Source organism: Streptomyces sp. NPDC057616 (assembly GCF_042800575.1).
Lineage (GTDB): Bacteria > Actinomycetota > Actinomycetes > Streptomycetales > Streptomycetaceae > Streptomyces.
Genome location: NZ_JBHVGU010000006.1, coordinates 312464 through 334731, shown reverse-complemented (window position 1 = coordinate 334731; position 22268 = coordinate 312464). Strand labels below are relative to the sequence as shown.

21 protein-coding genes and 1 pseudogene are annotated in these 22268 nt (G+C 71.9%); 10 read left to right on the top strand and 12 right to left on the bottom strand.

Translation table 11 applies throughout. From position 1 onward, the window contains the following. The 3 genes and pseudogenes from ACFU97_RS10190 to ACFU97_RS10180 form a co-directional block, all read left to right on the top strand. Nucleotides 1–257: pseudogene (locus ACFU97_RS10190) on the top strand (hypothetical protein); the annotation flags it as partial. A gap of 121 nt (nucleotides 258–378) precedes the next feature. Then, on the top strand, nucleotides 379–966 hold the full coding sequence (locus ACFU97_RS10185) for a pyridoxamine 5'-phosphate oxidase family protein (RefSeq protein ID WP_384253463.1): 588 nt from the start codon (nucleotides 379–381) through the stop codon (nucleotides 964–966). Nucleotides 967–969: 3 nt separating this feature from the next. Continuing rightward, nucleotides 970–1680 (top strand): L,D-transpeptidase, encoded by a 711-nt coding sequence (locus ACFU97_RS10180; protein ID WP_384253461.1) that lies wholly within the window; start codon nucleotides 970–972, stop codon nucleotides 1678–1680. On the opposite strand, the gene ACFU97_RS10175 is transcribed toward ACFU97_RS10180, so the two are convergent. After that, the gene (locus ACFU97_RS10175) at nucleotides 1667–3112 is read right to left on the bottom strand and encodes a sensor histidine kinase (RefSeq protein WP_384253488.1); all 1446 of its coding nucleotides are present in this window, start codon (nucleotides 3110–3112) and stop codon (nucleotides 1667–1669) included. The genes ACFU97_RS10180 and ACFU97_RS10175 overlap by 14 nt on opposite strands. A 5-nt stretch (nucleotides 3113–3117) precedes the next feature. Then, a complete protein-coding gene (locus ACFU97_RS10170; RefSeq protein WP_384253459.1) occupies nucleotides 3118–3858 on the bottom strand; it encodes a response regulator transcription factor in 741 nt (246 codons plus the stop codon). Between the two features lie 149 nt (nucleotides 3859–4007). Between ACFU97_RS10170 and ACFU97_RS10165 the strand changes: the two genes are divergently transcribed. From ACFU97_RS10165 to ACFU97_RS10145, 5 genes are all read left to right on the top strand, one after another. Next, a complete protein-coding gene (locus tag ACFU97_RS10165) occupies nucleotides 4008–5360 on the top strand; it encodes a ferric reductase-like transmembrane domain-containing protein (RefSeq protein WP_384253456.1) in 1353 nt (450 codons plus the stop codon). Between the two features lie 19 nt (nucleotides 5361–5379). After that, nucleotides 5380–5847 carry an FMN-binding protein gene (locus ACFU97_RS10160; protein WP_384253453.1) on the top strand — a complete coding sequence of 156 codons (468 nt, stop codon included), beginning with the start codon at nucleotides 5380–5382 and terminating at the stop codon, nucleotides 5845–5847. 76 nt (nucleotides 5848–5923) lie between these two features. Further along, nucleotides 5924–7306, top strand: a complete 1383-nt coding sequence (locus ACFU97_RS10155; protein WP_384253451.1) for a ferric reductase-like transmembrane domain-containing protein — start codon at nucleotides 5924–5926, stop codon at nucleotides 7304–7306. 29 nt (nucleotides 7307–7335) lie between these two features. Next, nucleotides 7336–8139 (top strand): FMN-binding protein, encoded by an 804-nt coding sequence (locus tag ACFU97_RS10150; RefSeq protein ID WP_384253448.1) that lies wholly within the window; start codon nucleotides 7336–7338, stop codon nucleotides 8137–8139. A 55-nt stretch (nucleotides 8140–8194) separates the two neighbouring features. After that, nucleotides 8195–8935, top strand: a complete 741-nt coding sequence (locus ACFU97_RS10145; protein ID WP_384253446.1) for an FAD:protein FMN transferase — start codon at nucleotides 8195–8197, stop codon at nucleotides 8933–8935. An 89-nt stretch (nucleotides 8936–9024) separates the two neighbouring features. On the opposite strand, the gene ACFU97_RS10140 is transcribed toward ACFU97_RS10145, so the two are convergent. The 9 genes from ACFU97_RS10140 to ACFU97_RS10100 all read right to left on the bottom strand — a co-directional run bounded on the left by ACFU97_RS10140 (nucleotide 9025) and on the right by ACFU97_RS10100 (nucleotide 20653). After that, on the bottom strand, nucleotides 9025–9564 hold the full coding sequence (locus tag ACFU97_RS10140; RefSeq protein ID WP_208779647.1) for an arginine repressor: 540 nt from the start codon (nucleotides 9562–9564) through the stop codon (nucleotides 9025–9027). 7 nt (nucleotides 9565–9571) lie between these two features. Beyond that, entirely contained in the window at nucleotides 9572–10777 is a 1206-nt protein-coding gene (locus tag ACFU97_RS10135; protein ID WP_384253443.1) for an acetylornithine transaminase, read from the bottom strand. Next, nucleotides 10774–11682 (bottom strand): acetylglutamate kinase, encoded by a 909-nt coding sequence (gene argB, locus ACFU97_RS10130; protein WP_384253441.1) that lies wholly within the window; start codon nucleotides 11680–11682, stop codon nucleotides 10774–10776. The genes ACFU97_RS10135 and argB overlap by 4 nt, the downstream gene beginning before the upstream one ends. Continuing rightward, entirely contained in the window at nucleotides 11679–12830 is a 1152-nt protein-coding gene (argJ, locus tag ACFU97_RS10125; RefSeq protein WP_384253438.1) for a bifunctional glutamate N-acetyltransferase/amino-acid acetyltransferase ArgJ, read from the bottom strand. Before argJ ends, argB begins: the two co-directional genes overlap by 4 nt. Next, complete coding sequence (gene argC / locus ACFU97_RS10120; RefSeq protein WP_384253436.1) at nucleotides 12827–13855, bottom strand: N-acetyl-gamma-glutamyl-phosphate reductase; 1029 nt, start codon at nucleotides 13853–13855, stop codon at nucleotides 12827–12829. The genes argJ and argC overlap by 4 nt, the downstream gene beginning before the upstream one ends. A gap of 44 nt (nucleotides 13856–13899) precedes the next feature. Further along, complete coding sequence (locus tag ACFU97_RS10115) at nucleotides 13900–14295, bottom strand: GtrA family protein (RefSeq protein WP_384253434.1); 396 nt, start codon at nucleotides 14293–14295, stop codon at nucleotides 13900–13902. After that, on the bottom strand, nucleotides 14295–15245 hold the full coding sequence (locus ACFU97_RS10110; RefSeq protein ID WP_384253432.1) for a glycosyltransferase family 2 protein: 951 nt from the start codon (nucleotides 15243–15245) through the stop codon (nucleotides 14295–14297). The genes ACFU97_RS10115 and ACFU97_RS10110 overlap by 1 nt, the downstream gene beginning before the upstream one ends. 22 nt (nucleotides 15246–15267) lie before the next feature. After that, the gene (locus ACFU97_RS10105) at nucleotides 15268–17925 is read right to left on the bottom strand and encodes a YfhO family protein (protein WP_384253429.1); all 2658 of its coding nucleotides are present in this window, start codon (nucleotides 17923–17925) and stop codon (nucleotides 15268–15270) included. Nucleotides 17926–18145: 220 nt separating this feature from the next. Then, nucleotides 18146–20653, bottom strand: a complete 2508-nt coding sequence (locus tag ACFU97_RS10100) for an alpha-L-arabinofuranosidase C-terminal domain-containing protein (protein WP_384253427.1) — start codon at nucleotides 20651–20653, stop codon at nucleotides 18146–18148. 137 nt (nucleotides 20654–20790) lie between these two features. Between ACFU97_RS10100 and ACFU97_RS10095 the strand changes: the two genes are divergently transcribed. Both ACFU97_RS10095 and ACFU97_RS10090 read left to right on the top strand, forming a co-directional pair. Next, on the top strand, nucleotides 20791–21042 hold the full coding sequence (locus tag ACFU97_RS10095; protein ID WP_384253425.1) for a hypothetical protein: 252 nt from the start codon (nucleotides 20791–20793) through the stop codon (nucleotides 21040–21042). 2 nt (nucleotides 21043–21044) lie between these two features. Then, nucleotides 21045–21488: a DUF6314 family protein gene (locus ACFU97_RS10090; protein WP_384253422.1), complete on the top strand. Its 444-nt coding sequence runs from the start codon at nucleotides 21045–21047 to the stop codon at nucleotides 21486–21488. Nucleotides 21489–21599: 111 nt separating this feature from the next. On the opposite strand, the gene ACFU97_RS10085 is transcribed toward ACFU97_RS10090, so the two are convergent. Further along, on the bottom strand, nucleotides 21600–22193 hold the full coding sequence (locus ACFU97_RS10085; protein WP_384253420.1) for a histidine phosphatase family protein: 594 nt from the start codon (nucleotides 22191–22193) through the stop codon (nucleotides 21600–21602). Nucleotides 22194–22268 lie beyond the last annotated feature (75 nt).

The window sequence follows — 22268 nt, the reverse complement described above, 5'->3', positions numbered from 1 at the left end:
TCCCCGCGATCCCCGCCTCCGCGCAGGCCGAGGTCGACCGCAACCTCGCCCTGCTCACCACCCAGATCGACGAGGCCGACAAGCGCCTCGCCGCCGCCGTCGGCCAAGGCGGACCCGACCTCGTCCAGAACGCCATCCTCGGCCCCCTCGCCGACAAGCGGAAGTCCACCGTCGACCGCATCGCCATCGCCATCGGCCGCACCGCCGACAAGCCCACCGGCCTCGACTCCCTGGCCGCCTGCACGCTCACGAAGTGACGTGACAGGCGCTGTGGCCGCCCCGATGCAGCGCCGGCCGGGGCGGCCACGGCCGGTGGGCGCGAACTGGACGGCGTAATTCCTTAGACAAACGAAAGACCTGCGCGCATAATCATGAAGCGTGGGAAAAACTTACGAGGGTATCGACGGCAGGCTGCGGACCTTCATCGAGGAGCAGCCCCTCTTCTTCACCGCGACCGCGCCCCTGTCCGGCGACGGCACGCTCAACCTCTCCCCCAAGGGCCTCAAGGGCTCCTTCGCCGTGCTCGACGAGCACACCGTGGCCTATCTGGACTTCGCGGGTTCCAACGCGGAGACGATCGCGCACCTGCGGGAGAACGGCCGCATCACGCTGATGTGGTGCGCCTTCCAGGGCCCGCCGAACATCGTGCGCGTGCACGGCCGGGGCGAGCCGGTCTTCCGCGACGACCCGCGCTTCAAGGAACTGCTCACCCGCTTCCCCGACATCGACGGGTTCCGGCACGGACTGCGCGCGATCATCGTCGTGACGGCCGAACTCGTCCGCGACACGTGCGGCTACGCGGTGCCCTTCATGACGTACGACGAGGACCGCGACCTGCACGCCCGGCGCTTCGCGCGCGAGGACGACGCCTCGCTCGGCGAGTACTTCGCCCGTAAGGAGCACATCGCCACCAGCCTGGACGGCCTACCCGGGCTGCCGTTGCCGCTGCCCCCGTCTACGGTCTGAGCCATGCGAACCGCTCCGGCCGCGGGCGCCCTGGTGTCCGCCGCCGTCCTGCTGCTCGGCGCCGCCCCGGCCGCTCCCCCCGCGGGCCCGCCGCTGCCCGCGCGCATGGCCGACACCGGGGGCGGCACGCAGCTGATCACCGCCGTGGCGGCCGGCACGAGCTCGGCGACCGGCACGGTCACCTGGTGGGACCGGCGGGGCGGGAGCTGGGTCAAGACCGGTTCCGCGGCCGCCCGGTTCGGGGCGAAGGGGCTGGTCGAGGGCGCCTCCCGGAAGCAGAACACCAGCACCACGCCCACCGGTCTGTACGACCTGCCCTTCGCCTTCGGCATCAAGCCCGCACCGAGCGGGACGGTCTACCCGTACCGTCCGGTGCACCAGGCGTCGTGGTGGTGCGAGGACAACGCCTCGCGCTCCTACAACCGCTGGACCGAGCCGCGTCCGGCCGACTGCCGGGCCTCCGAGTCGGAGCATCTGGTGGCGTACCCGACCCAGTACGCGTACGCGCTCGTCGTCGGCTTCAACTACCACTCCCGGGTGCACGGCCGCGGGGCCGGGATCTTCCTGCACGTCGACGGGCGCGGGGCGACGGCCGGCTGCGTGTCCGTGCCGGCCGGCGCGATGCGGCGGATCCTCACCTGGGCGCGGCCGGGCCGCGGCCCGCACATCGCGATCGGCACGACGGGCGGGCGTACGGCGATCACGCGGTACTGAGCCGCACGGTGAACGTGGTCGAACCCGGCCGGCTCTCCAGGCCGACGCTGCCGCCGTGGGCCTCCACCACGGCCGCCACGATCGACAGGCCGAGGCCGGCTCCGGCGCCGGGGGCCTCGGTGCGGCGGCGGTCGGCCCGGGTGAAGCGCTCGAAGACCCCGGGCCGGATGTCCTCGGGGACGCCCGGGCCGTCGTCGTGCACCGAGAGGACGGCCGTGGCGCCCTCGGTCTCCAGGGACACCGTGACCTTGGTGCCGGCGGGCGTGTGCACCCGCACGTTGGCCAGCAGGTTGGCCAGCACCTGGTGCAGGCGGTGCTCGTCGCCGGTGACGGTGACCGGCTCCTCCGGGAGTTCCAGCGTGAAGCGGTGACCGGGGCCGGTGGCCCGGGCGTCCGTGACCGCGTCGAGGATCAGCCGGGTCAGGTCGACGGGACGGCGCTCCAGGGGGCGGCCGGCGTCCAGGCGGGCCAGGAGCAGCAGGTCGTCCACCATCGATCCCATGCGGCCGGACTCTGCGGCGATGCGTTCCAGGGCGCGGGTGATCGGCGCCGGGACGGGGCCCGGGTGCAGCAGGGCGAGTTCCGCGTGCCCGCGCACCGTGGCGACCGGAGTGCGCAGCTCGTGGCTCGCGTCGGCGGCGAAGCTGCGCAGCCGCTCCTCGCTGGCGTGCCGTTTGGTCAGCGCGTCCTCGACATGGCCGAGCATCCGGTTGAAGGCGCCGGCGACCTGGCCCACCTCGCTGCGCGGGTCGGCCTCCGGGGCGCGCGGGGGCAGCGCCACCTCGCCGCTGGCCAGCGGGAGTTCGCTGACCCGGGTGGCGGTCGCCGCGACCCGGCTCAGCGGCCTGAGCGACCAGCGCACCCACAGCGCGCCCGCGACGCCGGTGAGGGTGAGGGCGGCGCCGAAGACGATCCCGGCGACCAGCTCGAGGCGGTAGACGGTGGCCTGCACGGGCTCCAGGGGCAGCCCGGTGAGCAGGACGTCGCCGTCCTTGCCCGGCGAGGCGATGACCCGGTAGTCGTCCAGGGCGGAGAGCTCGACGCTGTGGCCCCTGCCGTCGGCCGGGACGCCGAGCAACCGCTTCTGGTCGTGGCGGGAGAGGTCGACGTTCTCGACACCGGAGGGGCGGATGACCGCCGCGTGGGTGACCGTGCCGTCGGCCACGCGGGCGCCGAAGGTGCCGGTGGACTGCCGGCGGTCGTCGCCGTGCTCGTCGCCGTCGTGGTCGTCGGGCAGGGTGCCGGGGTGTTCCAGGCTCGCCGCGAAGCGGGGGCCGGTCTGGGCCACCTGCTGGTCGAGGCGGCTGGTGAGGAAGCCGTTGAGCTCGAACACGGCGGCGAGCCCGACCGCGGCGCAGCTGATCGCCAGCAGCACCACCAGACCGAAGGTGAGCCGCGCCCGCAGCGTGCGCGGGCGGGGCAGGCGCCGCAGAAGCCTCACGGGCTCACCGGCTTGAGGACGTACCCGGCCCCGCGCACCGTGTGGATCATCGGCTCCCGGCCCGCGTCCACCTTCTTGCGCAGATACGAGATGTACAGCTCGACGACGTGGGCCCGGCCGCCGAAGTCGTAGGACCACACCCGGTCGAGGATCTGCGTCTTGCTCATGACCCGGCGGGGGTTGCGCATCAGGAAGCGGAGCAGCTCGAACTCGGTCGGGGACAGCTCGATCAGGTCGCCCGCCCGGGTCACCTCGCGGGCCTCCTCGTCCATGACGAGGTCACCGACGATCAGGCGGGGCCCGTCCTCCTGCTGGCGGGCCATGCCGGCGCGGCGCAGCAGGCCGCGGACCCGGGCGACGACCTCCTCCAGGCTGAAGGGCTTGGTGACGTAGTCGTCGCCGCCCGCGGTGATGCCCGCGATCCGGTCCTCGACCGCGTCCCGCGCGGTCAGGAACAGCACGCAGACGTCCGGTTTCACGGCGTGCAGGGAGCGCAGCACGGAGAAGCCGTCGGTGTCCGGGAGCATCACGTCCAGGACGACCGCGTCCGGCATCAGCTCCCTCGCCTCGGTGAGGGCGGAGGCGCCGTCGCCGGCCGAGTGCACCCGCCAGCCCTCGTAGCGCAGGGCGCCGGAGAGCACCTCGGCGAGGTCCGGGTCGTCGTCGACGACCAGGACGCGCAGCGGTGTGCCGTCGGGGCGGGTCAGGGCGGGGCGGCCGGAGCGGGTGGTGTTCATCGCCCTTCCAGCATCCCCCCTCGCGGCGGCGGCGGGCGCCGGGCGACGCTCTGAGTTTCCTCTGAGTGCGCTCGGTGGGGTCCTGTTCAGAGGCTGCTGAGAGGTTCGCCCGGCACAGTTGCGTCCGGAACAGGCGAAAGGACGCACATATGACCACGGTGTACGAGCGGCGGGCGGCTCCGGCCCTGGCGCCGCCCGCGCGGCGCTCCCCCGCGGCCGCCGTACTGGCGCTGCTGTGGGCCGGCGCGGCCGCCGTGGTCGCGATGTGGTGGGCGGACACCACGTCGGTGGTCGGCGCGGCCGGCTGGCTGACCGGGGCCGGGCGGATCGCCGGGCTGCTGTGCGGGTACGCCTGCGCGGTGCTGGTCGGCCTGATGGCGCGGGTGCCGCTGCTGGAGCGGCGCATCGGCTCCGACCGGGTGGCCCGCTGGCACGCGATGGCCGGCCGCTACACCGTCTGCCTGCTGGTGGCGCACATCGTGCTGATCCTCCTCGGGTACGCCGCCCAGGACGGCGCCTCGCTCTGGCACGAGACCACCACCGTGGTCCTGGACTACCCGGACATGCTGAAGGCGACCTTCGGCACGCTGATCCTGTTCGCGGTCGGCATCACCTCGGCCCGGGCCGCGCGCCGCCGCATCAGCCACGAGTTCTGGTACTACGTCCACCTGCTCACCTACCTCGCGGTCTTCCTGGCCTTCTTCCATCAGCTGACGCTGGGCAACGAGTTCAACGGCCACACCGTCGCCACGGCCGCCTGGTACGCGCTGTACCTCGGTGTCGCGGCCCTGGCGGTGTGGTTCCGGGTCCTGGAGCCGGTGCGGCTGAACCTGCGGCACCGGCTGCGGGTCGACTCGGTGCACCGGGAGGCGCCGGGCGTGTTCTCGGTCGTCGTACGCGGCCGCAGGCTGGACGAACTCGACGTGCAGGCGGGGCAGTTCTTCCGCTGGCGGTTCTTCGGCGAGGGCCTGGGCTGGACGTCGACGCCGTACTCGCTGTCGGCGCCGCCGCGCCAGGACCTGATGCGGATCACGGTCAAGGCGCTCGGCGACCACAGCGCGGCCGTCTCCCTGCTGCGGCCGGGCACGCGCGTGTGGGCGGAGGGTCCGTACGGCTCGCTGACCGCGGACCGGCGGACCGCGCCGAAGTCGCTGCTGATCGCGGGCGGCGTCGGCATCACCCCGCTGCGGGCCCTGTTCGAGACGCTGCCCGGCGAGGTGACCCTCCTCTACCGGGCGCGCACGGCCGAGGACCTGGCGCTGGGCGGGGAGTTGGAGGCCATCGCGCGCTGGCGCGGCGCCAAGGTGCTCTACGCCCTGAACGGGGCGGACGGCCGGCGCCCCAGCCTCACCCCGCAGTCGCTGCGCGCGACCTTCCCGGACCTGGCCGGACACGACGTGTACATCTGCGGGCCGCACGGCTTCGCCCGCGAGCTGTACGAGGCGCTGCGCGCCGCCGGGGTCCCCGACCGCCGTATCCACCACGAGTCCTTCGAACTCTGAGAGCAGCGAGGCCGTAGAAGTGCACGCGTTGAAGAAGAACCGCCCACTGCGCCGGATCGTGCTGGCGAGCGCCGCCACCGTCTCCGGGATGGTGCTGCTGCTGTCGCTGAAGCCGCACTCGACGCCGAACGTGGGCCTGGCGGTGCCCGGCCCGTCCAGCAGCTCGTCCGGGAGCACGTCCGGGGGAACCTCCGGAGGCGCCGTCACCGGCACCAAGAAGGTCACCGGCGACACGGTGCAGACCCGATGGGGTCCCGTCCAGGTCCGCATCACGGTCAAGAACGGGAAGCTCACCGACGTCACCGCCGTCAGTTATCCGACGGACAACCCGCGGGACCAGGAGATCAACAGCTTCGCCCTGCCGCGGCTGCGCAGTGAGGCGCTCCAGGCCCAGAGCGCGGACATCGACACCGTGTCGGGGGCCACGTACACAAGTGACGGTTACCGCCAGTCACTTCAGTCCGCACTGGACTCGGCGCGCAGCTGAACGCACGAGCGTCGTGGCACGTATCTCAGGGCCAAGGGACCACGCCCACCCCCCTTGCCCCCGCCCCGGAGGAACAGTGACCACCACGCTCGCAGGCGGCCGCGCCGCCCGCCGCCAGACGATGCGCCGCATCCGCCCGCGCCGCTCCCCGGCGACCGTCCTGCTGCTGGCCGTAGGAGCCGGTGCGGTCGGTGTGCTGTGGCTGTGGTGGCACAACACGCCGTCCATCGCCGACCAGAACGGCAAGATCCTCAACGCGGGCCGGATCACCGGGCTGCTCGCGGGCTATCTGATGGCGCTCGTGGTGCTCCAGATGGCGCGGGTGCCGGCGCTGGAGCGGCGCGTCGGCTCCGACCGGGTGGCGCGCTGGCACGCGATGAGCGGCCGCTACACGCTCAGCCTCATCCTCGCGCACGTCTTCCTCACCATGTGGGGCTACGCCCTCCAGGCCGGCAAGTCGCTCGGCGACATCGTCCAGCAGACGATCGACTCCATCAACCAGCTGCCGGACATGGGCAAGGCGGCCATCGGCATGGGCCTGTTCGTGCTCATCGGGCTGACCTCGATCGGCCCGGTCCGCCGCCGGCTGCCGTACGACACCTGGTACCACGTCCACCTGCTGACGTACGCGGCGGTGTTCCTGACGTTCTGGCACCAGATCACCACCGGCAACGACTTCGCGGTCGAGCCGATGGCGAAGACCTTCTGGTACGCCCTGTACGGCGTCGTCACCGCGCTGGTGGTCTGGTACCGCATCCTCACCCCGATCCGGCTCAATCTGCGCCACCGCATGCGGGTCGAGGCGGTCATCGAGGAGACGCCGGGCATCGTCTCGGTGCTGATCAGCGGGCGCAAGCTGCACCGGATGGGCGCCGAGGCGGGGCAGTTCTTCCGCTGGCGGTTCATGGCGCCGGGCATGCGGTTCAGCTCCCACCCGTACTCGCTGTCGGCGGCCCCGCGCCCCGACGTGCTGCGGATCACCGTGAAGGCGATCGGCGACCACAGCGCCCGGCTGCGCGAGCTGCGGCCCGGCACCAAGGTGTGGGCCGAGGGCCCGTACGGCGCGATGACCGCGCAGCGGCGCAGCCGCGGCAAGGTGCTGCTGGTCGCGGGCGGGGTCGGCATCACGCCGATGCGGGCGCTGTTCGAGACTCTGCCCGGCGCGGCCGGCGACATCACACTGCTCTACCGGGCCAACACCACGCAGGATCTGGCCCTTTGGGACGAGCTCGCGGCCATCGCCGACGACCGCGGCGCCCGCCTGATGTACGCGGTCAACAGCCCGGACGGCGAGCGCCCCGACATCTCGGCGGAGCGCCTGCGGCAGAAGCTGCCCGACATCGACAACCACGACGTCTTCATGTGCGGCCCGGCCGGGTTCGCGCAGTCCGTCTACGAAGCACTGCGCGGCGCGGGAGTGCCCGCCCGCCGCATCCATCACGAGTCGTTCGAGATGTGAGCGACGGGACTTCAGGAGCTTTTGAAGCGATGAGGAAGAGTCATCCCCTCCGACGTGTCGTGCTGGCCACCGCGGCCACCGTCTCGGGCGTCGTCCTGCTGCTGTCGCTGAAGCCGGCGTCCGGCCCAGGCGCCGAGGCGGCCGGCGCGGCCGCGCAGCAGACCGCGGCCGCGCAGGAGTCGCCGCAGGGCGGTTCCGCCGCGGCCGGGTCCGGCACGGTCGACGGCAACGTCGTCCAGACGCAGTACGGCAACGTCCAGGTCCGGCTGACCGTCAGCAACGGCAAGATCACCAAGGCCGACGCCGTCCAGGCGCCCAAGGGCGGCACCAGCGACCAGAAGACCGCGCTGTCCGTGCCCAAGCTCAACCAGGAGGCGGTCGCCGCGCAGAGCGCGCAGATCGACTCGGTGTCCGGGGCGACGTACACGAGCACCGGGTACAAGAAGTCGCTGCAGTCGGCGATCGACAAGATGAAGTCGAGCGCCGGGGCCTCGAAGAGCGGCGGCTCGTCCGGCAGTTCGGGCAGCGGCTCCTCGCAGGCCTCCGGCGGCTCCACGCAGGCCAGGACCGTCACGGGCAAGCTCGTCCGGACCGACTACGGGCCGGTCCAGGTCCGGATCACCGTCAGCAACGGCAAGATCACCAAGGCCGACGCGGTGCAGGCGCCCAGTGGCGGCCTCAGCGACCAGAAGACCGCGGCGGCCGTGCCGAAGCTCAACCAGGAGGCGGTCGCGGCCGGCAGCGCGCAGATCGACTCGGTGTCGGGGGCCACGTACACGAGCACCGGGTACAAGCAGTCGCTCCAGTCGGCGCTGGACCAGGCCGGTGGCTGAGACGGTGGCCGAATCGGCAGAGGCTCCCGCCGCGGTGCGTCATGCGGAGGAGGTCATGGGGACCGTCTTCTCCTTCGACGTCCGCGGCGGGGAACCCGGTGCGGTGCAGGCGGCGCTGGAGGAGGCGATCGCCGGGCTGCACCGGGTCAACGAGGTGTTCAGCATGTACCGCGAGGACAGCCAGCTCTCCCGCCTCTCGCGGGGCGAACTGGCCGTCGAGGACTGCGATCCCGAGGTCGCCGAGGTGCTCGACCTGGGCGCCGAGGCGGAGCGGGTGAGCGACGGCTGGTTCAGCATGCGCTACGAGGGGCGGCTGGATCCGACCGGCATCGTCAAGGGCTGGGCCGCCGAGCAGGCGGCGCGGCTGCTGGCGGCGACGCCCGGGGTGTGCGGGGTGAGCATGAACGGCGGCGGGGACGTCCAGTTGCTGGGCTCGCCCGAACCGCACCGGCCCTGGCGGGTCGGGGTGGCCGACCCGCTGCGCCCGGGCGGCCTCGCGGCCGTGGTGTCCGCGGCGGGCGTCGACGAGCTGGCGGTGGCCACCTCCGGCACCGCCGAGCGGGGCGCGCACATCGTCGACCCGCGCACGGGCCGCTCCGCGGTGACCGACCTGGTGGCGGTGACCGTGGTGGCCCCCGAGCTGACCTGGGCGGACTGCTGGGCGACGGCCGCGTTCGCGATGGGTTCGCGGGACGGGCTGCGCTGGCTGGAGTCCCTGCCGGACGTGGAGGCGCTGCTGATCACGGCGGGCGACGAGGTCCGCTGCACGGGAGGGCTGGCGGCCCGCCTGGGCTGAGACCTGCCGGGCGGACCGCCCGGCCCGGGAGGAACCCCCATGCGAGTCCGGGGGGGAAAGGGTGGACGGGGGCCCCGGACTCGTCGGTGTCAGTGGCCGTTCTGCGCGAGCCGCAGCAGGTGCTCCGCGAGCGCCTGGCCGCCGGTCGGCTCCCGGCTGATGAGCAGCAGCGTGTCGTCGCCGGCGATGGTGCCGAGGATGTCGTGCAGCTCGGCCTGGTCGATGGCGGACGCCAGGAACTGCGCGGCGCCCGGGGGCGTGCGCAGCACCACCAGGTTCGCCGAGGCCTCCGCGGAGATCAGCAGTTCCTGGGAGAGCCGCCGCATCCGCTCCTCCTTCGCCGACTCGCCGAGCGGTGCCCGCGGGGTGCGGAAGCCGCCCTCGCTGGGGACCGCGTAGATGAGGTCGCCGTCGTTGTTGCGGATCTTCACCGCGTTGAGCTCGTCCAGGTCCCGGGAGAGCGTCGCCTGCGTGACGGTCAGCCCGTCGTCGGCGAGCAGCTTCGCCAACTGGCTCTGGGAGCGCACCGGTTGCCGGTTGAGGATGTCCACGATCCGGCGGTGGCGTGCGGTGCGGGTCTGCGGCACGGCAGGCCCTGCGTGCTGTGCGTCGTCCTGCGCCTGGCTCATCGTCGTCTCATTCTCCGGATCCGTCCCCGTGTGCTTGGTCCAGGACGCCGGGGAGTGCCCGGAGGAACGCGTCCACCTCGTCGTCGCCGAGGTTCAGCGGCGGCATCAGCCGTACGACGTCGGGCGCGGGCGCGTTCACCAGGATTCCGGCCTCCTGAGCCGCCTGGCGCACCTGGGGTGCGAGGGGCTCGGTGAGCACGATACCCAGGAGGAGGCCCGCTCCCCGGACATGGGAGATCAACGGGTTGCCCAGGGACTCGATCCCGTCCCGCAACTTCTCGCTCTGCCGCTTGACGTTCTCCAGCAGCCCCTCGTTCTCGATGGTGTCGAGCACGGCGAGTCCGGCGGCGCAGGCGACCGGGTTGCCGCCGAAGGTCGTGCCGTGGTGCCCGGGCCGCAGCAGTTCGGCGGCGCGCCCGAAGGCGACGGTGGCGCCGAGCGGCAGTCCGCCGCCGAGGCCCTTGGCGAGGGTGACGACGTCGGGCAGGACGCCCTCGTGCGCCTGGTACTCGAACCAGTGCCCGGTCCGGCCGACACCGGTCTGCACCTCGTCGAGGACGAGCAGCGCGCCGGTCGCGGCGGTGATCGCGCGGGCGGCCTTGAGGTAGCCGGGCGGCGGGGGGACGACGCCGATCTCGCCCTGCACCGGCTCCAGGATGACCAGCGCGGTCTCGTCGGTGACGGCGGCCGCGAGGGCCTGCGCGTCGCCGAACGGCACATGCGTGACCTCGCCCGGCAGCGGCAGGAACGGCTCCCGCTTGCCCTGCTGGCCGGTCATCGCGAGGGCGCCCATGGTGCGGCCGTGGAAGGCGTCCTGGGTGGCCACGACGTGTGTCCGCCCGGTCAGCCGGCCGATCTTGAAGGCGGCCTCGTTGGCCTCGGCGCCGGAGTTGCAGAAGAAGACCCGGCCCTCGCGGCCGAAGAGCTGCAGCAGCCGCTCGGCGAGCGTGACCGTCGGGTCGGCCATGAAGAAGTTGGAGATGTGGCCGAGGGAGGCGATCTGTGTGCTGACGGCGTCCACGATCGCCGGGTGGGCGTGGCCGAGCGCATTGACCGCGATGCCGCCGACGAAGTCGAGGTACTCCGTGCCGTCGGCGTCCCACACCTTGGTGCCGGCGCCGCGCACGAGGGGCAGCAGCGGCGTGCCGTAGTTGTTCATGAGCGCGCCCTGCCAGCGCTCGCCGAACTCCGCGTTCGTCGCCGTGCTCGTCATTCGGAATCCCCCTCTTGCTCGTCGGGCACGACCATCGTGCCGATGCCCTCGTCGGTGAAGATCTCCAGCAGGATCGAGTGCGGGACCCGGCCGTCGATGACGCGGGCGGTGTGCACACCGCCGCGCACGGCGTACAGGCAGCCCTCCATCTTCGGCACCATGCCGGAGCTCAGGTCCGGCAGCAGCTTCTCCAGCTGGGAGGCGGTGAGGCGGCTGATCACCTCGTCGCTGTGCGGCCAGTCCTCGTAAAGGCCCTCGACGTCCGTGAGGACCATGAGCGTCTCGGCGCCAAGAGCAGCAGCGAGTGCCGCAGCCGCCGTATCAGCATTGACGTTGTAGACATGTCCGTCGTCCTGACTGCGGGCGATGGAGGAGACGACCGGGATCCGGCCGTCGGCGAGCAGGGCCTCGATCGCGCCCGTGTCGATCTCGGTGATCTCGCCCACCCGCCCGATGTCGACCAACTCGCCGTCGATCTCGGGCTGGTGCTTGGTGGCGGTGATGGTGTGCGCGTCCTCGCCGGTCAACCCGACGGCCAGCGGCCCGTGTTCGTTGAGCAGGTTGACCAGCTCCCGCTGCACCTGCCCGGCCAGCACCATCCGTACGACGTCCATGGCGTCCTCGGTGGTGACGCGCAGGCCGGCCTTGAACTCGCTGACGATGCCGTGCCTGTCGAGGGCGGCGCTGATCTGCGGGCCGCCGCCGTGCACCACGACCGGCTTGAGCCCGGCGTGGTGCAGGAACACGACGTCCTGCGCGAACGCGGCCTTGAGGTCCTCGTCGACCATGGCGTTGCCGCCGAACTTGATGACGACCGTCCTGCCGTTGTGCTTGACCAGCCAGGGCAGCGCCTCGATGAGGATCTGGGCCTTGGGGAGCGCGGTGTGCTTTCGCGTGGTGCTCATGAGGAATAGGCGCTGTTCTCGTGGACGTAGTCGGCGGTGAGGTCGTTGGTCCAGATCGTGGCGGTCTCGGACCCGGCGGCGAGGTCGGCGACGATGTGCACCTCGCGGTAGCGCATGTCGACCTTCTCGCGGTCCTCGCCCACGCCGCCGTTCTTGCAGACCCAGACGCCGTTGATGGCGACGTTCAGCCGGTCGGGCTCGAAGGCGGCCTTGGTGGTGCCGATCGCGGAGAGCACCCGGCCCCAGTTGGGGTCCTCACCGTGGATGGCGCACTTGAGGAGGTTGTTGCGGGCGATGGAGCGGCCCACCTCGACGGCGTCGTCCTCGCTCGCCGCGTTGACCACCTCGACCTTGATGTCCTTGCCGGCACCCTCGGCGTCCCGGATGAGCTGCTGGCCGAGGTCGTCGCAGACCTGACGCACGGCCTCCGCGAACTCCCCGTACTCCGGGGTGACTTCGGAGGACCCGGAGGCGAGCAGCAGCACGGTGTCGTTGGTGGACATGCAGCCGTCGGAGTCGACGCGGTCGAAGGTCGTGCGTGTCGCCGCCCGCAGCGCCTTGTCGAGCACGTCGTCGTCGAGCGCGGCGTCGGTGGTGAGCACGACCAGCATGGTGGCGAGGCCGGGGGCGAGCATGCCCGCCCCCTTGGCCATGCCGCCGACGGTCCAGCCGTCCTTGGTCACGACGGACGTCTTGTGGACGGTGTCGGTGGTCTTGATGGCGATGGCGGCCTTCTCGCCGCCGTGCTCGGAGAGCTGGGCGGCGGCCGTCTCGACTCCCGCAAGCAGCTTGTCCATCGGGAGCAGCACGCCGATGAGGCCGGTCGAGCAGACGGCGACCTCGATCGCGCCGCGGCCGAGCACCTCGGCCGCCTTCTCGGCGGTGGCGTGGGTGTCCTGGAAGCCCTTGGGGCCCGTACAGGCGTTGGCGCCACCGGAGTTGAGGACGACCGCGGAGACCTGGCCGCTCCTGAGGACCTGCTCCGACCACAGCACCGGGGCGGCCTTCACACGGTTGGAGGTGAAGACGCCGGCGGCGGCGCGGCGCGGACCGTTGTTGACCACGAGGGCCAGGTCCGGGTTGCCGTTCTCCTTGATCCCGGCGGCGATGCCCGCGGCCGTGAATCCCTTTGCTGCCGTCACGCTCACGGCGCAACTCCGATCGTGGTCAGCCCCGTGGACTCGTCGAGCCCGAGGGCGAGGTTCATGCTCTGGACGGCACCGCCCGCGGTGCCCTTGGTGAGGTTGTCGATGGCGCTGATCGCGATGATGCGGTCCGCCGCCTCGTCGTACGCGACCTGCACCTGAACGGCGTTGGAACCGTAGACGGACGCCGTGGCGGGCCACTGTCCCTCGGGCAGCAGGTGGACGAAGGGCTCGTCGGTGTAGGCCTTCTCGTACGCGGCGCGGACGGACTCGGCGGTCACGCCCGCGACGGCCGGGGCGCTGCAGGTGGCGAGGATGCCGCGGGGCATCGGCGCGAGGGTGGGCGTGAAGGAGACGGTCACGCGCTCGCCGGCCACCCCGCTGAGGTTCTGGATCATCTCGGGCGTGTGCCGGTGGCCGCCGCCGACGCCGTACGGCGTCATCGAGCCCATGACCTCGCTGCCCAGCAGGTGCGGCTTGGGCGCCTTGCCCGCGCCGGAGGTGCCGGAGGCGGCGACGATCACGGCCTCGCTGCGCGCGAGCCCGGCGGCGTAGGCCGGGAAGAGCGCGAGGGTGGCGGCGGTCGGGTAGCAACCGGGTACCGCGATGCGCCTGGACCCCTCCAGCGCGGCGCGGGCACCCGGCAGTTCGGGGAGGCCGTACGGCCAGGTCCCGGCGTGTGCGGAGCCGTAGAAACGCTCCCAGTCGGCCGCGTCCTCGAGCCGGAAGTCGGCGCCCATGTCGACCACGAGCACGTCCGGGCCGAGCTGCTCGGCGACGGCGGCGGACTGGCCGTGGGGCAGGGCGAGGAAGACGACGTCGTGCCCGGCGAGCACCTCGGCGGTGGTCTCCTGCAGCACCCGGCCGGCCAGCGGCAGCAGGTGCGGCTGCAGCGCGCCGAGCTGCTGGCCCGCGTTGGAGTTGCCGGTCAGCGCCCCGATCTCGGTCTCCGGGTGCGCCAGGAGCAGACGCAGGAGCTCTCCGCCCGCGTATCCGCTCGCTCCGGCCACTGCCACACGTACCGTCATGTCACCCTCCTCTGGATGGCATGACTATACGTTTCGCTGCACGTTTATGCAATCTGAGCCCGGTCGGCCTTCGGGAGCATGATCCGGCGGGACACGACGAACGTCACCGGGATCGCCCCCAGGGAGGCGAGCAGGGGCGCCCAGCGGCTGCTCAGGTGCAGCAGGTCGACCAGTACGTAGACGCCCGCCGTCGTGATGACGAAATTCGCCGCGTTCGTCAGCGGAAACAGCAGGAATTTCCGCAGGGTCGGGCGGGTGCGGTAGGTGAATCGCGCATTGAGGAAGAACGAACCGGTGAGACTGATCGCGGTCGCGAGAATATGGGCGACGAGATAAGGGATTCGGGTGAGCAGCGGGAGATAGGCGCAGTAATACGTGCCGGTGTTGACGACACCGATCACGGCGAAGGTGAACAACTGCCTGCTCGTCTGCCGGGTCATCAGGGAATGAGATCCTTCGCCCGGTCCACGTTGGTCGCCTTCACCAGGAAGTGCGGGCGCCGTTTGACCTCGTAGTAGATACGGCCGGTGTACTCCCCGATGACGCCGAGCATGATCATCTGCACTCCGGCGACTCCGGTGACGGCCGTGATGATCGTGACGTAGCCGGGGGTCTGGACGCCGTTGACAAGCGCGGCGCCGACGATCCATGCGGTGTACAGGCCCGCGATCGTCAGCAGGACCGTGCCCAGGTGCAGGGCGGCGCGCAACGGCCGGTTGTTGAAGGAGAGCAGGCCGTCGATCCCGTAGTTGAGCAGACCGCGCAGGCTCCAGGAGCCGCGGCCGGCCCCGCGGGCGGCGTTCTCGTACTCGAAGGTGGTGCTCGGGTAGCCGACCCAGGCGAACAGGCCCTTGGAGAAGCGGTTGTACTCGCTGAGGTCCACGATCGCGTCCACCACGCGCCGCGAGAGCATCCTGAAGTCGCCCACGCCGTCGACCAGTTCGACGTCGACGAGGCGGTTGACCAGCCGGTAGTAGAGGCGGGCGGTGAGGGTGCGGGTCATCCGGTCGCCGGTCCTGGTGCGGCGCGCGATGACCTGGTCGTGGCCGTCCTCGCGCAACTCCACCATGCGCGGGATGAGTTCGGGCGGATGCTGCAGGTCGGAGTCCATGACGACCACGGAGTCGCCCGAGGCGTGGCGCAGGCCGGCCAGCAGGGCCGCCTCCTTGCCGAAGTTGCGGCTGAAGGACACGTACCGCACGCGAGGGTCGCGTGCGGCGAGCCGCTCGAGGGCCGCGAGCGTACGGTCGCGGCTGCCGTCGTCGACGTACACGAACTCCATGTCGTGGCCCAGCGGCAGCAGTTGGTCCGCGACCCGCTGGACCTGGTCGTGGAAGAGCCCGATGACGTCTTCCTCGTTGTAGCAGGGTGCGACGATCGATATGAGCATGGTTGTTCTCCCAGGGACGCGGTCACAGAGCGCCGGTCACGGGCTCGCGCGGTCGGGTGGTCGTGGTGGGCGGCGGTGCGGCGGGGCGCCGTTTGCGGACGGCCGCGAGGACGCCGAGCAGGGCCAGGGTCAGCAGCGAGGCGGCCCCGATGGCCGTGCCGAGCCGCAGCCCGGGCGGGTGGAAGGTGCAGGTGACGGTGGTGGCGGTGCCGTCCAGGGGCACGGCGATCAGGCCGTGGTACTCCCCCGCCGGCCGGGCGTCCGCCCCGCCCGCGGCGCAGCGCCAGCCGGCGATGCGCGGGGCCGCGACGACGGCAACTCCCCTGCTGCTTCTGGGCAGTTCGGCTCTGACGGAGGCACCGGAGACGGTCACCCGGGTGGCCCCGGCGGCCTTGAGGCGGGCGACGGCGGTGTGCAGCCGGGCGGTGTCCAGGCAGCCGACCGCGCCGTCCGGGACGGTGCCGGTGGCCTTCGGCGTCAGGTCGATGCGCACCCTTCCCGAGGCCGGCACCGTGCCGAGCCGCTGCATGGCGGCGATCTTGGTGTCGCGGACGTCCGAGCGGAACCGCCCGGTGGGACCGCCGCCGGTGAGCTGTGCGGTCCCCCAGAAGTGCGGCGCCCACAGGTAGACCTCGCTGCCGGCCGGGCAGGAGGCCGTGACTACCGGCTGCCGCGCGCTGCCGGGGTCCGGCAGACCGACGAGCAGCCCGGGGTGCCTGGGGTCGGGGCTCGGCGGCAGGCCCTTGCTGGTCCGCACGGTGATGCGGGGGACGGTGTAGACGCGGGCGCCGAGCAGCAGTTCCTGGTTGCGGTACGGCGACGGGCCCCAGCCGCCGGCGGACGCGCCCGAGGGGCGCACCGTGACCAGGGGCGGCACGTCCTGCCGGGTCACCGTCGGCCCGCTGCCGTCCTGCTCGAACCAGTTCTGGTGCGGGTCCGGCGGGGAGTGCACCCGGGCGCCGACGGAGAAGATCGCGTCGGTGACGGCGTTGTCGAGGCTCTGGACGCTGCGGCCGCGGGAGTTCCAGCCGCCCCCGAGGGCGGTGAGCGTACGGCTGAGGACGTCCGAGGTGAGGCTGCTGTAGTACTGGGCGCCCTCGCCGCCGACGGTCAACGGGTCGTTGCCGACGGTCTGTTCGCGCCCCGGGTCGGTGCGGTACCGGGGCCAGCCGTCGGCCCGTGCGATCACCTCCGCCTGGGCCTGCCGGCGTGCGCCCCAGGGGGCGTAGTCGTCCATGTGCCCGAGCCGAAGCCGGGTGGCGACGGCGGAGGTGGCCATCGCCTCGCCGAACTGCCCGCCGAAGAGCAGGGCCAGGGCGAGCCCGGCCAGGACGACGCGGTGTCCGCCGGCCACGCGGGGGCGGCCGCCCGTGCGCCGGCCGGGGTCCGTGTACCGCAGCAGGGCCAGCCCGCCGAGCGCCCCGACGGCCGCGAGCAGGAACACCGCCCAGGTCACGGGGTGCACCAGGGCGCTGCGGCTCGCGACGGCGGTGATCACCGCCAGGAGCACGCCCGCCGCGCCCAGGGCGCGCGCGTCCGGCGGCCCGTACGACAGCGCGTGCCAGGCGGCGATCACCAGCAGCGCGCACAGCACGAAGGCCTCGCGGTACGCGCTGCCCTGCGGGGTGGCGAAGGCGTGCCAGACCAGCTGGGTCGGACCCCACTGGAGCGACAATGCGACCGCGATGGTCAGCAGCGTCCAGCCGGTGCGCACCCGGCGCGGCACCTTCCGGTGGAAGGGCAGCGCGAGGGCGAGGACGAGCGCGGCGGTCCCGGCGTAGACGGCCGGGCTGCTGAAGCTGTACGTCGTCGGCAGCAGCCGGGCCAGCAGGTCCTCGGTCGCCACCGGCCGGAAGTCCGCCTGCCGGCCGGGGTAGGCGTGCCCGGTGCCGGCGTACACGACGGTCAGCAGCGGGGCGGCGAGGCCCACGCCGAGCAGGACGGTGACGGCGGCGCGGCCCGCGGCCACCAGCCGCTGCCGACGCGTGAGTTCGGCGAGCCACAGCCGGAGCAGCAGCACCAGGCCGGCGGCGAGCGTGGCCATGTAGGCGGTGTAGAAGTTGGCGGTCCAGACGAGCGCGACCACCAGGACGCCGAGCAGGGGGCGCCGGGCCTGCCGCGTCCACTCCGCGACCAGGCACAGCAGGGGCAGCGCGATCAGGCCGTCGAGCCACATCGGGTTGTAGGAGCCGACCGCGACGCTCCAGCCGCACAGGGCGTACGAGGCGCCGAGCAGCCCCGCTGCCCACCAGGGCCCGCGGCGCAGGCTCGGCAGCAGCCAGGCCGCCGCGGCGCCCGCGCAGGCCGTCTTCAGCACGGTGACCACGTACACCGCGAGATCGATCTCGTGCCGCGGGAAGACCCCGACGAGCAACGCGAACGGGCTGCTCAGATAGGTGCCGAAGTCGGGCAGGAAGCTGGAGCCGTAGCCGGATCGCCAGTTGACGAGGAGGCCGCCGGCCCGTCCGTGCAGCAGGTCCCAGAGGTGGGCATGGAACGGCACGTACTGGTTGCCGAGGTCGTTGACGCTGCGCGTGTTGGGGCCGAACGGATAGCTGCGGGCGGCCGTGTCGGCGACGCAGAGCGCGGTGACGGTGATGACGGCCGCGAGCAGCGCCGCGGCCCTCCTCGGTGCGAAATGGTCACTCGAAACGGCCGCGGACAGGCTCGGGCGTTTCATTGCTCGTTTACTCCCCGCGGTTTATCGATTCGACCGTTCAGACGGTCCGGCATTCGGATTGGTTGTGCCGACCATGAAAAGTGGTGGCGTCAATTCCGAATACGAGCGGGGATTTATAGAATGGTGAACGAGAGGGAAACAGAACTTTCCCGTGACGTAGTTTCGGCGTGAATTTCGGCGCGCCTCGAGCGCTGCTCGGTCGAGGCGCGCCGTGCGGGGCCTACTTCTGCCTGATCCGCAGGAAGGTGACCGAGTTCGCCGGGAAGGTGTAGGTGAACCTGCCGGCGACCCCCGGGAAAGTGGACGTCACCGGGGCGACGGGCGTGCTCGTCTCGGTGTTCACCGCGTCCGGTGCGGCGGCCAGCGTCGTGACGCGGGCCTTCGGCGCGACCTTCGCGCCGCCGAGGTCGACGGCCGTGCGGGCGGCCGAGGACTGGGCGTTGACCACCTTGACGATCAGGTCGCCGGTCCGCGCGTCCCGGGTGACGACCTGGCGGAAGGGCTCGGCCGGCTTGTCGTCGGTGAAGCTGCCCCACTCCCGGCCGTCGAGGGAGAGCGTGACCTGGCGGCCGCGCACCTTGATGTCGACGTCGTACGCGCGGCCCGTCTCGACCGACCCCGGCTCGGCGATCAGCGTCGACTTGCCGCCGTCCACGGCCTGTTCGACGGCGGTCTGGGTGTTGTTCCAGCCGCCGATGTTCCACCAGTAGTAGGTGCCGGTGTCCTTGACGCCGAAGGCGACCAGGAAGCCCTCCTTGCCGGCCTTCTTGGTGGCCTTCACGTGCAGGTCGTAGTCGTGCCAGGACGGGTCGCCGGCCGAGACCATGGTGTTCTCGGCGGCGGTGTCCGTCTGCACGTACTGCCCGTCCTGGACGCTCCAGCTGCCGCCACCGGTGTGCGTCCACTTCGAGGCGTCACCGGAGAAGTCGTCGCCGAGCAGCGTGTTCCCGTCGGCGTCCGTCACCTTCACGTCGTCGTACGCCGCGCCGGTGGCCCATGTCGACAGGCCGACGGCGCCGGAAATGGGGGCGAGGAGCGAGGGCGTGCCGGTGGCGGTCGAGGGCACGACCCGGTCGCCGACGTTGTTCATGAACAGCTTCTGGACCTCGTAGTCGGCCGAGTTCCAGGAGGCGTGGTTGTTGAACCAGACCATGTCCGGGCGCCACTGCACGTAGTCCTCGTTGGCGAACAGCGGTGCGTACGAAGCGAGTTTCACGACGTCCGCGTTGCGCTCCAGGCCGGTCATGTACGCCGCCTCGGCCAGGCCGTTCTTGAACGCGTTGCCGCCGGAGGCGTACTCGCCCAGGAACACCTTGGGCCCGCCGCGGTCGTAGGAGTCGTAGCGGTCGTTGTTCTGCAGGAACCACTGCGGGCTGTTGTAGTAGTGCTCGTCGACCATGTCGACCTTGGCGTCCTTGTTGAGCTGCCAGGCCGTGTCGAAGGTCGAACCGGAGTCGTCCGGGCCCGCGTTGGAGATCACCGTCATGTATGGGTACTTGGCGTCGACGGCGGCGCGGAACTGCTGGAAGCGGGCGAAGAACTCCTTCGGCAGGTTCTCCTCGTTGCCGACCTCGATGTGGGTGAGGTGGAAGGGCTTGGGGTGGCCCATCCGCGCCCGCACCTTGCCCCACGTCGACGTCACGGGCCCGTTGGCGAACTCGATGAGGTCGAGGGTGTCCTGGATGTGCCGCTTGAGCAGCGCGTCGTCGTCGACGGCCCTGTTCTGCCCGCAGCCGGTGACCAGGGCCGGGACCACCGGCAGCGGCATGGCGCCGATGTCCTCGGCGAAGCGGAAGTACTCGTAGTAGCCGAGCCCGTAACTCTGGTTGTATCCCCAGAAGTTGGAGTTCGTCGCGCGAGTCTCGACCGGGCCGACGGTGTCCTTCCACTGGTAGGAGCGCTTGCGCTGGTAGCCGGAGGCCTCGCTGTAGTCCTGCATCGAGCCGGTGTTGACCAGGCAGCCGCCGGGGAAGCGGACGAAGCCCGGGTGCAGGGCGGCGATCTTCTCGGCGAGGTCCTTGCGCAGGCCGTTCGGCTCGTTCCTGTAGGTGTCGCGCGGGAAGAGCGAGACCATGTCGAGCGCGGCGGCGGCCGAAGTGCCCACGGTGAGGCGGCCGCCGGAGCTGGTGCGGGCGGCGGTGAAGGTCGCCCGGTACCGCGCCCAGCCACCCTTGCGCACGGCCACCTTGCGGACGCCGGCGAGCGAGCCGTCGGCGTCCTGCAGCGAGACGGCGAGCGTGGTGCCGCTCGCGGCGCGAGCCCACACCGAGAAGTCGTACGTCCTGCCCCGCTCGACTCGGACGCCGGTGTTGTAGCCGGCGTTCGTGACCGCCGAACCGGCGCCCAGGGAGAGGTAGTTGCGGTTGCGGGTGTTCAGCCGGCCGTCGTCGTCCAGGACCTGGGCCGTGCCGTCGACCGTCCACGCGGTGAGGGGCGTGTACGAGGCGTTGTCGTCGGTGGAGTACTCGAAGGACCGGTTCTGCACGAGCTCGGCGTAGAGACCGCCGTCGGCGGCGCGGTTGATGTCCTCGAAGAAGACGCCGTACATCGTGTCGTCGATCCTCGCGCCCTTGGCGGTGGGGTCGACGTCGATCGCGTAGTCGGTGATGTCGGTGGTGCCTGCTGCCTCGGCGGCGTGAGCAGGGCCCGGGAGGAGTCCGGCGGCGAGGAGGCAAGCGCTTGCTCCGAGGCCGAGTCTCAGCCGGGTGCGATTAGTGGGATGCGACATGGTACTCCGCGGCTCTGGGAATGGATCATGGCAATCGTTCGAGATATCAGACAGCGGTCAGCACTTCGAACGGAAACATAGGTAAGGGGCGTGAGCACGTCAATGGGGCGAGCGGCGCCGGGCGTAGGGTCGGCGGCATGCATGCGCTGGTGCCCTACCTCTTGCTGACCGCCTTCCTGGCCGTCGTCATGCTCGCCTTCACCGGGCTGGCGCGCCGGATCCGCCGTCGCGGGACGGCCGGTGGCGGTCTGGCCGGAGCGCTGGCCGCGTACGAGGAGGCCTTCCGCACCACGAGCCACGCGGCGCACCAGGAGATCCGGGCCCAGGCCGACCGCAAGGCCCCCACCGGCTCCCCCGACGGCCTGCGGCGCCGCCGCGGGAAGGGCTGACGATGGACGGGTTGTGGCCCGTGCCGGACGTCCTCGCCCACCTGGCCGGGCCGTGGCGCGTCGAGCGGACGGTACGGGATCTGGCGAGCGGGGCCGAGGGGCGCTTCACGGGGACGACGCTCTTCAGCCCGCTCACGGAGGGCGGGCTGCTGCACGAGGAGTCCGGGACGTTCACCTGGCGGGGCGTCGCCCGGCCCGCCGAGCGCACCCTCCGCTTCCTGCCCGGGAGTTCACCTGGCACGGCGGACGTCCGCTTCACCGACGGCCGGCCCTTCCACGACCTGGATCTGACCTCCGGCCGGTATGTCGCGGACCATCCCTGCGCGGCGGACTTCTACCGCGGCGAGTTCACGGTCCGCGACGCGGATCACTGGCGGACGGTGTGGCGGGTGGGCGGCCCGGCGAAGGATCTGGTGCTGGCGACGGAGTACGTGCGGGGAGCTTGAGGGAGCCGACCGGCGGCGGGGCCGGCTGCTGCCGCGACCAACCGCTCGTGCGGGAAAGGCCGTTGGCGCGCAAACGGCCGCTTGCGCGGGAGCACCCTGCCGACCGGCCGCTCAGGCGCGGGACGCCTGCGCCGAGTGCGCGTCGAAGCGGAGGTTCCAGCGGCCGGCGTGGCCGGTGACCGTGGTGGTGGACAGCGGGCGGACGTCGAGGTTCCAGTAGGTGGCGGGCGGCGCCTTCAGGGCGTAGACGAGCGCCGCGCGGACGACGGACGGCTCGGCCACGGCGACGATGCGGCCGCCGTCCTCGAAGGGGCGGGTGTCGAGCCAGTTGCCGACCCGGGTGATGAAGGTCAGCAGGGACTCGCCGCCGTGCGGGGTGGCCCTGGGGTCGGCGAGCCAGGCGTCGACGGCCTCGGGCTCGCGGGCCATCGCCTCGCCGAGCGTGAGACCGCACCAGCGGCCCATGTCGCAGTCGCGCAGGGCGAGCTGCACCAGTGGTGCGTAGCCGAGGGCGTCGCCGGTCGCGCGGCTGCGCGGCGTCGGCGAGCAGTAGCGCAGGTCGGCCGCCGCGAGCGGGATCAGGTCGTGGGCGGCGCGCTGCACCTCGTCCCAGCCTGCCTGGTCGAGCGGGCGGTCGTCCTGGAAGTGCTCGGCGAGCAGCGGGGAGCTGCGCGCGGCGGCGACGAACGTGACCCTGAGTTGCATGGGGCGATGGTGTGTCGCGGAAGTGCGCAGGTCAAGGGCGTGCGATCACAGGTTACCCACGGTGCCCGTGGCCTT

Coding starts and splice junctions, on each gene's coding strand:
- ACFU97_RS10180 (WP_384253461.1), top strand. CDS start 970: ATGCGAACCGCTCCGGCCGCGGGCGCCCTGGTGTCCGCCGCCGTCCTG.
- ACFU97_RS10170 (WP_384253459.1), bottom strand. CDS start 3,858: ATGAACACCACCCGCTCCGGCCGCCCCGCCCTGACCCGCCCCGACGGC.
- ACFU97_RS10165 (WP_384253456.1), top strand. CDS start 4,008: ATGACCACGGTGTACGAGCGGCGGGCGGCTCCGGCCCTGGCGCCGCCC.
- ACFU97_RS10150 (WP_384253448.1), top strand. CDS start 7,336: ATGAGGAAGAGTCATCCCCTCCGACGTGTCGTGCTGGCCACCGCGGCC.
- ACFU97_RS10145 (WP_384253446.1), top strand. CDS start 8,195: ATGGGGACCGTCTTCTCCTTCGACGTCCGCGGCGGGGAACCCGGTGCG.
- ACFU97_RS10140 (WP_208779647.1), bottom strand. CDS start 9,564: ATGAGCCAGGCGCAGGACGACGCACAGCACGCAGGGCCTGCCGTGCCG.
- ACFU97_RS10135 (WP_384253443.1), bottom strand. CDS start 10,777: ATGACGAGCACGGCGACGAACGCGGAGTTCGGCGAGCGCTGGCAGGGC.
- argB (WP_384253441.1), bottom strand. CDS start 11,682: ATGAGCACCACGCGAAAGCACACCGCGCTCCCCAAGGCCCAGATCCTC.
- argC (WP_384253436.1), bottom strand. CDS start 13,855: ATGACGGTACGTGTGGCAGTGGCCGGAGCGAGCGGATACGCGGGCGGA.
- ACFU97_RS10115 (WP_384253434.1), bottom strand. CDS start 14,295: ATGACCCGGCAGACGAGCAGGCAGTTGTTCACCTTCGCCGTGATCGGT.
- ACFU97_RS10110 (WP_384253432.1), bottom strand. CDS start 15,245: ATGCTCATATCGATCGTCGCACCCTGCTACAACGAGGAAGACGTCATC.
- ACFU97_RS10105 (WP_384253429.1), bottom strand. CDS start 17,925: ATGAAACGCCCGAGCCTGTCCGCGGCCGTTTCGAGTGACCATTTCGCA.
- ACFU97_RS10100 (WP_384253427.1), bottom strand. CDS start 20,653: ATGTCGCATCCCACTAATCGCACCCGGCTGAGACTCGGCCTCGGAGCA.
- ACFU97_RS10095 (WP_384253425.1), top strand. CDS start 20,791: ATGCATGCGCTGGTGCCCTACCTCTTGCTGACCGCCTTCCTGGCCGTC.
- ACFU97_RS10090 (WP_384253422.1), top strand. CDS start 21,045: ATGGACGGGTTGTGGCCCGTGCCGGACGTCCTCGCCCACCTGGCCGGG.
- ACFU97_RS10085 (WP_384253420.1), bottom strand. CDS start 22,193: ATGCAACTCAGGGTCACGTTCGTCGCCGCCGCGCGCAGCTCCCCGCTG.